This is a genomic window from Sphingopyxis panaciterrae (genome assembly GCF_011762125.1).
GTDB classification, from domain to species: domain Bacteria; phylum Pseudomonadota; class Alphaproteobacteria; order Sphingomonadales; family Sphingomonadaceae; genus Sphingopyxis; species Sphingopyxis panaciterrae.
The window spans coordinates 230,714-242,638 of sequence record NZ_JAASQN010000004.1; the positions used below are offsets into that span (position 1 = coordinate 230,714).

The following is an 11,925-nucleotide window of genomic DNA, read 5'->3' on the forward strand; positions in this document are numbered from 1 at the left end:
CCCTAGTATTTTAAGTTAAGATTATAATTTAATTATATTAAATTTCTAATTGGCTCCAACTACTACAACATTGTCTTCCACGTTCCGGTCGATGTATTTGAGATAGGGGTCGAGGCCGACGAACTTGGGCTGCTTGTCCACGACCATCGTCAGCTTGCGCTTGCCGGATCGGATCGGCTCAGCCTTCAACGACAGGACATTCGCCTGGCCGAACGCCTTCGCGCCCGGGTCGGCAGTGAACACGCCGACATCGATGATTGCATCCAGCGGCGCGTCGGTTTCGACACCCTTGCCGTCGGCGTAGCGCTTGTGCGCCTCAACGGTCATCGTCAGGTTCCACTTGCCGTCTGGGCGGCGGCTCGTCTGCGCACCGGCAACCTTGAGGTCATAGAGCGTGATGTGCTGGAACATGTCGGTGATCAGCTGCTGTTGCTGCGGCGTCTTCGCCTCGGCGCGCAACAGGTTCACCAGATGGCGGCCGGTCGGATAGGGCGGGCCCTTGAACGCGAACTGCTGCACCAGATTGCGCAGGGCGCGATTGACCTCGGCCTCGCCTAGCTGGTCCTTGAGCAGGTACATGACGTTCCCGCCCTTCTGGTAGCGGACATAGGCCTGCTCCTGAACGCGTTCGAGCGTCGGTTCGGCGACATTCTCCTTGCCGCGCTGGCGCAGATAACCGTCCATGCCGCGGCGCAGGAACTTGCGGATCATCGCTTCGCCGTAACGCTTCTCCATCACCATGATCGCCGAATATTGGGCGAGCGTTTCCGACAGGACGGTGCTGCCCTCCATGTCGGCGCCGGTCACCTGATGGAACCACCATTGGTGCGCCAGTTCATGCGCGGTGACATAGGCGATGAAGTCGACGCCGTCCTTCTCATCGATCTTGGTGATGAAACCGGCGCCTTCCGAATAGGGTACGGTACCCGGGAACGCCTGCGCGAAATTATTGTAGACCGGGAATTCGATGACGCGGAATTGCTTGAACTGGTACGGGCCGAAATTCTTCGAATAATAGGCCAGCCCGTCCTTCGCGATGTCGACGAACCGGTCGACATTATAGGTGTGCGTCGGGTGGTAATAGATTTCGATCCCGATGCCGTTCCACTGATCCTTGCGCACCGCATATTTGGCGGCGTTGATCGAGAAGAAGTTGAGGATCGGCGCTTCGGTGCGGAAGCGCGCGATCTGGCGGCCGCCGGTCACCGTGCGCGAGATGCGCTGGCCGGGCGCCACCAGCACCTGATCGACTGGACCGCGGACGGTGACGTCGGCGTTCACATAATCGCTGTCGTGGCGCAGGTAGGTGAAGGCGCGGGCATGCTCGTCCTCCAGCTTGCTGATCTTGAGATCGGGGTCGAGCCCATATTTGCGGCGGGTGGCGCGATCCTGCAGCAGCGGCCAGCGCGACACGCCAAGGTTCGGCGTCAGCGCGAAATTGTTGAGGAAGATGCCGTTGCCGACGATGCGGTCCTCATTGCCCGAATTGCGGAACCCGTGCTGCTCGCGCACCGTCTCGAACCGCACTTCGCGCCTCTCTCCCGGCGCCATCGGCTTGTCATAGGTATAGATACGGAAATTATAGTCCTTGAGCTCCTTGGTCATCCGCGCGCCCGGTACATCGAGCGACAGCAGCTTGATCCCCGGTTCGATCGTCGTGCCGAGGAAGCTCTTGGTGACCGACGGATGCGCCCAGGCGAGATAGACCTGGGTCAGAGGCTTGCCGGTCTTGTTCTCGATAACATAGCTGCCGCGCGTGACGGCGCGCAGTTGATCGGGATACAGATCGACATCGAGCGTCATGTCGGTGATGTGCGGCTGCGGATGCGCCTCATAGGGCAGCAGTGCCTTTTCGTAATTCGCCGCCCAGCGCTGGCTCTCGTTGAACGTCGGAAAATCGTTCAGCACATAATTATTATAATAGATCCAGCTGCCGACCGCGACCATCATCAGGGCCGCAACGCCGCCGATCGCACCCGCCGCTCCGGTCAGACGCTGCGGCAGCTTGCGGATCCGCACCTTGAGCGGCGCCGATGCGCCGCGGCGCCACAGCCCCCATGCCAGTACGGTGAGGATGACCGCTCCGGCCGTCCAATAGAGGCGATACCAGGCGGCATAGCCCGCATAATCGCCCAGCCCGTTCATGTCCGACAGCGGCGTCGGCGACGTGGTGGCATAGATGTAAAGATGGCTCTCGAATCCCATCGTCGGCAGCATCGTTTCCGCGACGAAATAGAGCAGCATGAACAGCAGCCCGACGAACTTGTGCGGCGCGAGCGTCTGCACAAATACCGCGAGCACCGCATACATCACCATGGTGAGGAACCAGGGCGCCAGGAACCAGGTGAAATAATGGCTGTACTCGATCGCGGTGAAGCCCTTGAGCCATTGCACGGCGATCGCGGCGACGATCGACATCAGGCCCATCGCCAGCAGGATAGCGCAGATCGCAAGAATCTTCGGGACCATGAACGCCCAGTCGGGCGACGGCGTCGAATCGACGATCTCGTGCATGCGGCGCTCGCGGTCGCGCCACACCAGTTCACCGGCGTAGAAGGCGGCGATGAACAACGGAATGGTGATGAACTGCTCGTTGAGCGCCTGGATCATCACGCGCGTGACCGGATAGATGACGGTCACCGTATCGTCGCCGGCAAGCCACAGGCCGATCAGCTGGTTCAGAAAGGCAAAGCCCAGCAACACGATGAACACCGGGCTGCGGAGCACGCCGAGCATTTCGAAACGCGTCAAGGCGGCCAGCGGCCCCCAGCCCAGCCCGCGATGGGTCGGCGGCGGCGCAGTGGCCGTCGAGACGACCGCATTGTCTGACTCATCTTCGTTCAGCTTGCCCCGCGCGGGCCGGCGGTCGGCGCGCGTCGCGAAACCGGTACGGATGAACGAACGCCACGCCAGCGCGAGGAAGCCCAGCGCGACGGCAAACCATATCGCGCGGCTCTGCAGGACCAGGCCGACGAACGGCGGCAACAGGATATTGCGGTCGTTCGCGGTCCAGTTTTTGGTCGCATAGGAGAGCGAGGAGAGCCCGAACGGATCGCTCAGCGTTGCGAGCGCGCCGAATTCAGGACGCCGCAGATACATGCTGGTGAACAGATAGATCGCCAGCACGACAAGCGCACCGACATAGGTTGCCACCAGCGAGCGCGTGATCGTCGACAGCGCGAAGAAGCCCGCCGAAAGCAGGAACAGGGTCGGCAGACAGAACAGGAAATAGGCGTAAAGATAATCGCCGATGTTGATCGGGCCGATTGTTTCGGGATCGACTCCGGGCATGATCAACGCTGCCAGCAGGCCAAGCGGCACGCTGATGAACGCCAGCGAGGCAGCGGCGAAACCGCCGGTGAAGCGGCCGAACAGATAGTTGAACTTGGACAGGCGCGTCGCCTGGATGATCGGGCCAAAGCCGGTTTCGTCGTCGCGCAGCACGACGCTGGCGACGAAGGCCACGACGATGAACATCGCGAAGATCGTCCAGATCACCGACTGCAGCGCGATCGCAAACGGCGCGTTGCGGAAAACCTGGCCGCCCCAGCCGATCCGGATATCGTCCGACGCCACCATGCCGAAAGCAAGGAGGAAGAAGATCAGGAACGTGCCCCAGAACATGGGCGAGCGAAGCTGGTATTTCAGCTCGAATGCAGCGACGTGGCCAAACATGTCTATGTCCTCAAGCCGCGCGGCGCAGCGGCAGCAGCGTCGAGAAATAGACGTCTTCGAGGTCGCCCTCGGCCGCCTCGAACCCGTTCCCGGGATGATTGTCGGCGAGCACATGGATCACCGTGCGGCCCGAGGCGAGCCGGGTCGCGATGACATCATATTGCGCGCGGTGCGCGTCGAGCTCGTGCTTGTCGATCGTCTTGGTCCACACGCGGCCCTTGACCTGCGCGACCAGTTCGTTCGGCGAGCCCGTGGTGATGATCCTGCCGCCTGCGATGATTGCCGCATTCTGGCAGAGATTGGCGATGTCCTGCACGATATGCGTCGAAAAGATCACGACGATATTCTCGGCGACTTCGGACAACAGGTTGAGAAAGCGGTTGCTTTCCTCGGGGTCGAGGCCGGCGGTCGGCTCGTCGACGATCACCAGGCGCGGCTGGCCGATCAGGGCCTGCGCGATGCCGAAACGCTGGCGCATGCCGCCCGAGAAACCGGCGACCGCCTTGTTGCGCACGCTCCACAGATTGACCTGGTTGAGCAATGTCGCGACGGCATCGCGGCGTTCGCCGCGGTTGCTATATCCCTTGAGCACCGCGAGATGATCGAGCATGTCCCACGCCGACACGCGCGGATAGACGCCGAAATCCTGCGGCAAATAACCCAGCGTCCGGCGTAGCGCATCGGGGTCGGCCAGCACATCGATCGCATCGAACCGGATCGCGCCCGACGTCGGCACCTGCAGCGTCGCGATCGTCCGCATCAGCGTCGACTTGCCCGCCCCGTTCGGCCCCAAAAGCCCGAACATCCCGCTCGGCACATCGAGCGACACCGAGTCGAGTGCACGCGTTCCGTTCGGATATACGTGGGTAAGATTCTCGATATGGAGCATTGGGGTCCCCGCGGTAATGTATAATATGGGAAAACTCTGAAGCTTTCTTATTGAAAAGCGTCGAAGTATTTATTCTTGTTACTTTTTATTACTTCACGACTTTGGGTCGCTCGCAATGCAAGCGCCAACATCCTGCAAACAGGAATTCTCGATGCCTCTCCGACTTTTATTCGTAACATCTTGCTGCACCAAAATGGCGGCACGCAAAACACAGTAATTCTGGTCCGTAGGCCCAGATAGACTAAGGGTAGAGGCAGTCCGGGTTTCTTGCCTCGTTCGCCGCCGCGAAAGGCGGATTTTGGGACTGTCGATCGGCACCGGGCAGGTGCCCGTCCCGCTTCGGCGCGGGGTTTCGGCAAGGCTCGGGACAGGACACGGCCGCTCATATGGCGGCCGACACGGGATCGCACCCTTTCGCCGCCCCTGGCGGAGACCCAAAAAATAAGGTGGTCAGCGCCTATCCTGGCGCGACCCGCTTCACTTGGCGATTATATCCTGGGCAAACCCGGATGGGGTCGGCGAGATATGGTCGTTATTTGCCGCTCTCTATTTGCGTCACCCCGGACTTGATCCGGGGTGACGAAGGGACGAGCGGGAAGCGGTCGAATGCAGACGTATCTAGCGTGCCTTCATTTGGCAACCGCGCCGCCGTCGAGGCCGGCCTTCGCAACATTTTCGTCGTCCTGCGGCGATCCGCCGCTGACCCCGATGCCGCCGATGACCTTGTCGGCGCGCATGACGGGCAGCCCGCCGCCGACCAGCGCCGCGCCGGGCACCGACAACAGCGAGGGTTTGCCGGCATCGGCCGCCTGTTCGAGCAGCGAGGTCGGTGCCCCGATCGCCGCTGCGGTCGCCGCCTTCTTTTCGGCGAGCGCGAGATTGATGAAGGACGAACCATCCATCCGGTACGACAGGATGACCCGGCCCTCGCGATTAACCACCACGATCGACATGTTGAGCCCCTTTTCGGTGGCGGCGCGCTGGGCGCGCTGCGCGATCTGCTGAGCGTCGGCCAGTCCGACCATCGCGTCGCTCGCCGGCTCGGCAAACGCCGGCGCGACGAACAGGCTTGCCGCAATCGCGGCGATAAACGGCAGTCGGGTCATTGGTTCGATCCTCAATGAATACGCGTGGGCGCGGTCGGGTCCTCGGTCGCGACCGGCTCGGCCAGATAGGCGTGGATGTCGCGGACATCCTCCTTGCTCAGAATATCGCCGAACGCCGCCATTCCGGCATAGGCAAAGGCGCCGTCGAGCACGATATTGTTAAAGGCTTCGTGCGTTTCCGGGGGCATTTTCCACAGGTTCGGATAACCGCCCGAGCCCGTCGAATCGCCGTGGCACCGCGCGCAATTCTCCGCAAACAACTGCCCGCCGCGCGCCACCTGCGCCGTCGTGCCGCGGAATTTGGCGGGTGCCGGCAGCAACGGCATCGGCTTGCGCAGCGCCGCCAGCTTCACCGGCGCGCCGCCCAGTTTGAAAACGATCAGGCGCGGATGATTTTCACGCTCGGCCGCTGCCCATCCGGGCATGAAATAGCTGTTGAACGCACCGCCGAACCCTGCCGCGACCGCGACATATTGCTCCCCGTCGATTTCATAGGCCATCGGAGCCGCCATGATGCCAGTGCCGATGTTGACGCGGCGAAGCACCTTGCCGGTCCGGCCGTCATAGATGTTGAGATAGCCATCGGCCGATCCCTGCATCACCAGCCCGTTGCTCGTCGTCATCACGCCGCCGCTCCAGAACGGCATCACCTTCGAACTCCAGACGAGCTTCTGCTTCACCGGATCCCAGGCCTTCAACACCTGTTCGAAGCGCGGCTTGGGCTGCCCTTTCAGGATCGGCGCCATCGCCTTGTCGTTCGGGTCGGCAAACGCCGGCAGGCCGGTTTCGGTGCCCTGGACGACGCTGTACGGCCGATACGGCATCGGTTTCATCTGGAAGGTCATCGGCGTTTCGAGGACCGGAATATAGACGAGCTTGGTCTGTTCATTATAGGCCATCGGCGGCCAGTTATGTCCGCCCGCCTCCGACGGCCAGACCATCTTCTTCTCTTTCGAAAAGTCCGACTGCTCGGTCAGCACCGGGCGCCCGGTCTTCATGTCGACGCGGTCGGCCCAGGTGACGGTCGTATATTTTTCCGCCGACAACAGCTCGCCGGTCACACGGTCGAGCACATAGAAAAAGCCGTTCTTCGGCGCCTGCATGATCACCTTACGCAGCTTGCCGCCGATTTCCATGTCGGTCAGGATCATGTTCTGCGTCGCGGTATAGTCCCAGCTATCCTGCGGCGTCGTCTGATAATGCCACTTCTTGCGGCCCGTGTCGGCGTCGAGCGCGAGGATCGACGACAGATACAGATTGTCGCCGCCCGCGGGGCTGCGCTGCCACACCGAATGCGGGCTGCCGTTGCCGGAGCCGACATAGACGATGTTGGTGTCGGGGTCATAGACGATCGAATCCCACGCGGTGCCGCCGCCGCCCAGATCCCAGGCCGATTTGGGATCCCAGGTCTTGCGCGCCTCGGTCACCTCGGGATGTTCGTCGGGGCCCGCCGCCGGGTCGCCCGGGACGATGAAGAAGCGCCACGCGAACTTGCCCGTCTTCTTGTCGAAGGCGCTAGCATAGCCGCGCACGCCCATTTCGCCGCCGCCATTGCCGATCACGACATTCTTGCCCGACACGCGCGGCGCGCCGGTGATGGCATAGCTGCGGCTGCGGTCGGTGATCGTGTCGACCTTCCACTTCTGCTTGCCGGTCTTGGCATCGACACCAGCCAGATAGCCGTCGAGTGTCGCGACATAGACCATGCCATCGTCGACCGCGACGCCGCGGTTGACCGCGTCGCAGCAGGTCCGCCGCGCGAACTGGCCGTCGACCTCGGGGTCATATTGCCAGAGCAGCTTGCCCGTCTTGGCATCGAGCGCATAGACGACGCTCCACGGCCCGGTCGTGTACATCACGCCATCGACGACGATCGGCGTCGCCTCGACCCCGCGGTTAGTCCGGCCGCGCACGACGAACCCGTCGAACTCCCACGCGACGCCAAGCTTATCCACATTCGCTGCGTCGACTTGCGAAGCCGCATAATATTGCGCGGTGGAGCGCATCCAGTCCGCCGTTCTGCCGGCATCGCCGTCCGATCCGCCGCCGCAAGCCGCAAGCGGCAGCGCCGCAGCGACGCTCAAGACCAGGTTCCGCCATCCACCCATCATCGAAAATCCTTCATTCGGCATCGAACACCCACCGCAAAAATCGCAAATTTCAGTCCCTGTCCGACCGGCGGAACAGGCTCTTCAGCTTCTGGAACAAAGAAATGCCGAAGACCGCCGCGCAGGTCCACATCGCGCCCTCGGTCACCAGCGCCGCCGCTGTGATCGCCCCCACCCGCTGCCCCAGCGTCGGCTCGAACAGCCATAGAAACGCCGCGACGGCGATCCAGCTCAGCACCGCGAGCACGATCACCGAAAAGGCGATGGTGCGGCCAAAGCGCCCCTTGAGGACGCCCTTGCTCGCCGCGGCCGGCGGGTCGGCGGGATGGTTCATCGCCCTCTCCTCACCAGACCCGGATGCGCTGCGACGGATCGAGGTACAGCTTGTCGCCGGGCTTCACGCCATAGGCGTCGTACCAGGCATCAAGATTGCGCATCACCCAGACGCGCTGGATCGACGGGGCGTGCGCGTCGGTCATCAGCCGCTGGCGCAGGTCCGCTTCGCGATAATTGCGCCGCCATATCTGCGCCCAACCGAGGAAAAAGCGCTGATCGCCGGTGAAGCCGTCGATGACCGGCGCCGGCTTGCCGCCCAGCGAAGCGCGATAGGCGTCATAGGCCAGGGTCAATCCGGCGAGGTCGCCGATATTCTCGCCCAGCGCGAACTCGCCCTTCATATGCTCGCCCGGCAGCACCTCATAGGTCTCGGCCTGCGCGACCATCGCCTGCGTCGCTTTCGTGAAGGCCGCCTTGTCCTCCGGCGTCCACCAGTTCGCGAGCTGGCCCTTCTCGTTATATTGTGCGCCCTGGTCGTCGAAATGATGGATGATCTCGTGGCCGATCACCGCGCCGATCGCGCCATAGTTGACGGCCGGATCGGCATGGGGATCGTAAAAGGCGGGTTGCAGGAAGGCGGCCGGGAACACGATCTCCAGCTGGTTGTAATGGGCATGCGCATTGACCGTCTGCGGCGTCATCAGCCATTCCCAGCGCCTTACCAGCTGGCCCGATTTTTCGATCATATAGTCGAAGTTGAAACGGTTGGCGCGAACCATATTGCCGTAGAGATCGCCGCGGTCGATCTGCAGACCGCTATAATCGCGCCATTGGTCGGGGTGGCCGATCTTGACGGTAAAGCCCTTCAGCTTTTCCTTCGCGCGCGCCTTGGTCTCCGGCTGCATCCAGGCAAGATTGTCGATGCGGCGATCCATCGCGGCAAGGATATTGTCGATCAGCCCGCGCAGCTCGACCTTATATTCGGGCGGGAAATAGCGCGCGGCATATTCCTTGCCGATCGCTTCGCCGAACGCCTCCTCCATGAAGTTGACGCCGCGCTGCCAGCGCGGAGCGCGCTCCGGCGCGCCCTTCATCACCGTGCCGTAAAAGGCGAAATTTTCCTGCTCGATCGCATCGGGAAGCGCGGCTGACAGATCGTCGAGGCTGCGCACCAGCAACTGATCCTTGAGCACCTGGAGCGGCGCCTGGTCGAGGATCTGCGCCGCCGCCTTTGTCGCGCTCGGCATACGGACCTGCACCTCGGTGATCGCCGGGTTCCACGCCTTCAGCACCGCCGCCATGTCGAGCGTCGGGGTCGAAAATTGCGCGGTCTCGGCCAGGGTGAACTTGTTGTAGGTCTTGGTCGAATCGGTCGCGTCGTCGCGGTTCCAATAGGCTTTGGCGATCTCGGTCTCGACTTCCATGATCGCCTGCGCGCGCGCCTCGGCACCGGTTTCGCCCGCCAGCGTCAGCAGCTTCGCGAGATGCGCGACATAAGCGGTGCGGATCGCCGCCATCTTCGGCGTATCGGCCAGATACATGTCGCGGTCGGGCATGCCGGTGCCGCCCTGCTCGATCACCAGGATCATCCGATCGGGCTGCTGGTCGTCGGGCCAGGTGTAAGGGAGGCGGTACCCTGCCCACGCGCCCGAAGAGCCATAGACGCCGCTCACCCCGCGCTGCGCCGCCTCGGCGACCAGCGCCGAATAGCCCTTGCGATCCTTCAGCGCCTTGATCTTGCCAAGCCACGGCTGGATCGGCGCCAGGCCAAGCGCCTCGACCTTCGCGCCATCGAGATAGTTCGCATAGGCGCGGCCGATCAGGCTCGCATCGTCGGCCCCCGCGGCATCGAGAATCCCCCTGACCCGCTGCTGCGACAGGTCGCCAAGCGCGATGAACATGCCATAATTGGCCTTGTCGGCCGGAATCGGCGTGTTCTTCGCCCAAGTGCCGTTGGCATATTCATAAAAATCGTCGCCGGGCTTGGCTGTGCGATCCATACCCGCGGTGTCGAACCCGAAACTGCCGAGCTGCGGCTTTGCGGACTCCCCGGCGGCGGGCGGCGGGGATGCCTCCTGCGCCGAAACGCCGCCGACCGCGGTGGCCAGCGCGGTACCGGCGAAGAGCAGCGGTGCAAGGAAATTACGCATCATCGAAAACTCCTGACAGGCTGGCGGGCATCGACACCCTTTCGCATTCGACAGGCGGCTCCCCGCCGTGATCGGCCATCGGTCCTATTTTGCGGCAGGCATCGGCACTTCTTCGTGCGCAGGTTTATAGAGGCGGCCGTCCTGGAGCATCAGCCGCCCGCCGACGAAAGCGGTGCGCACCTTTTCCAGCGCCTTGAAATCCTCGTCGGGATTGCCGTCGACGACGATGATGTCGGCCAGCTTGCCGGTCTCGATCGTCCCCAGCCGGTCGCCCATATGCATGATCTCGGCGCTCGTCTTCGTCGCCGCGACCAGCGCCTCGGCCTTGGTATAGCCGATCTGGGTAAAGCTCTCGAGTTCGTTGATGTAGGCGCCGGGCATATATTCGGGCCAGTTGACGATCAGGTCGAGCCCGATCCCCATCTTCACCCCGGCGCGGCGCATCTTCTTGCCCATCTCCAGGATCGTGCGCTCGTTGAGCTCGAAGCGGCGCGAGGTCGAGCCGAAATAGCCACCCGACGAGCGGCTGATGATCCGATAGGGGACGAAGGTCGGCACCGACGCAATGCCGCGCTTCGCCATCAGCGCGACCGCCGCATCGCTGCGCGGCAGCGGATGTTCGATCGAGTCGACGCCGGCCTTGATCGCCATGTCGATATATTGGGTTTCGCTGTCGACGGTCACGGGCAGGCCGAGCGAATGCGCTTCATCGACCGCCGCGGTGATCTCCGCCTGCGAATATTCGCTGGCGAGCTTGATCAGGTCGGCGCCCTTGGCGAACTGGATTCGCACCGCCTCGCGCCACTGGTCGGGACCCGACGCGATCCGCACCATCGAATTGGGATTGTCGTTCGGCTTTTCGGGATAGCCCGGCATCATCGCGTGCAGCGCGGCGTGGCCGCCGGTCTGGGTGATCAGCTGCCCCGCGGTGAAGATGCGCGGCCCCGCGATTTCGCCCGCCGCCTGCAACCGCTTGAGCACGAAGGGCGTGTCACCGTGCGACGCGACGTCGCGCACGCTGGTGACCCCGGCCTGCAGGTGGATGCCCATCCGCCGCAGCCCGCGCATCGCCGATTCCGCGCCGCTGAGATGCGCGGCCGAATAGACGCTCGAGTCGGCGACATCGAGGAAGGTCAGGTGCGTGTGCAGGTCGATCAGCCCCGGCATCACCGTCTTGCCCGTGACATCATAGACCACCGCATCGGCCGGCCAATTCTTGTCGCCCGGGTTCAGCACCGCGGTGATCGTCTTGCCCTGGACCACGATCGTCGCCGGACGCGCCACCTTGCCGGTCCCGTCGAACAGCCGGCCGCCGACCAGCACGAAAGATCCCTTGGGCGCGTTGTAGTCGGCGGGTACCGGAATGCGCAGCACATCGTCCGACGTCGGCACCGATTTCGGCAGCCACTGGTCGCGATTGTAGAGCGGACGCGCTTCAGGCCCGCCATCCTGCGCGACAGCCGGCACGGCAATCACGGCGGCGGCAAGCAATAGCCCGGAAACCAGTGCGGTGATCTTCATGCTGTCCCCTCTTGTCGTTCGAACGACACGCTGTCCCTGCGGACCCGGTAGCGCACGCCGAATATCTGTTCTGCAGCCCTAGTTTCTCTTGGGCCTATGTGCCCCTAATGGGTGACAGACAAAGCCGGAGGCAACGTAATAAAGCTGACCCAGAGGATCAGAAATTCTGGGCATTGCCAGGTCGCGCGGACAAATTCACG

7 protein-coding genes are annotated in these 11,925 nt (G+C 63.0%); all 7 read right to left on the bottom strand.

Annotated features, from left to right (window positions below; genetic code table 11):
* Window positions 1-45: 45 nt before the first annotated feature.
* The 7 genes from FHR22_RS15335 to FHR22_RS15365 all read right to left on the bottom strand — a co-directional run bounded on the left by FHR22_RS15335 (window position 46) and on the right by FHR22_RS15365 (window position 11,725).
* Window positions 46-3,675, bottom strand: a complete 3,630-nt coding sequence (locus FHR22_RS15335; protein ID WP_166944399.1) for an ABC transporter permease/M1 family aminopeptidase — start codon at window positions 3,673-3,675, stop codon at window positions 46-48.
* A 10-nt stretch (window positions 3,676-3,685) separates the two neighbouring features.
* Window positions 3,686-4,564, bottom strand: a complete 879-nt coding sequence (locus FHR22_RS15340) for an ABC transporter ATP-binding protein (RefSeq protein ID WP_166944401.1) — start codon at window positions 4,562-4,564, stop codon at window positions 3,686-3,688.
* A 629-nt stretch (window positions 4,565-5,193) separates the two neighbouring features.
* The gene (locus tag FHR22_RS15345) at window positions 5,194-5,670 is read right to left on the bottom strand and encodes a heme-binding protein (RefSeq protein WP_166944403.1); all 477 of its coding nucleotides are present in this window, start codon (window positions 5,668-5,670) and stop codon (window positions 5,194-5,196) included.
* A gap of 11 nt (window positions 5,671-5,681) precedes the next feature.
* Window positions 5,682-7,781, bottom strand: a complete 2,100-nt coding sequence (locus FHR22_RS15350; protein ID WP_243853753.1) for a PQQ-dependent dehydrogenase, methanol/ethanol family — start codon at window positions 7,779-7,781, stop codon at window positions 5,682-5,684.
* A 49-nt stretch (window positions 7,782-7,830) separates the two neighbouring features.
* Window positions 7,831-8,112 carry a hypothetical protein gene (locus tag FHR22_RS15355; RefSeq protein WP_166944407.1) on the bottom strand — a complete coding sequence of 94 codons (282 nt, stop codon included), beginning with the start codon at window positions 8,110-8,112 and terminating at the stop codon, window positions 7,831-7,833.
* 10 nt (window positions 8,113-8,122) lie between these two features.
* Window positions 8,123-10,204: a M13 family metallopeptidase gene (locus FHR22_RS15360; RefSeq protein ID WP_425057460.1), complete on the bottom strand. Its 2,082-nt coding sequence runs from the start codon at window positions 10,202-10,204 to the stop codon at window positions 8,123-8,125.
* Between the two features lie 84 nt (window positions 10,205-10,288).
* Window positions 10,289-11,725 (bottom strand): amidohydrolase family protein, encoded by a 1,437-nt coding sequence (locus tag FHR22_RS15365; protein ID WP_166944411.1) that lies wholly within the window; start codon window positions 11,723-11,725, stop codon window positions 10,289-10,291.
* Window positions 11,726-11,925 lie beyond the last annotated feature (200 nt).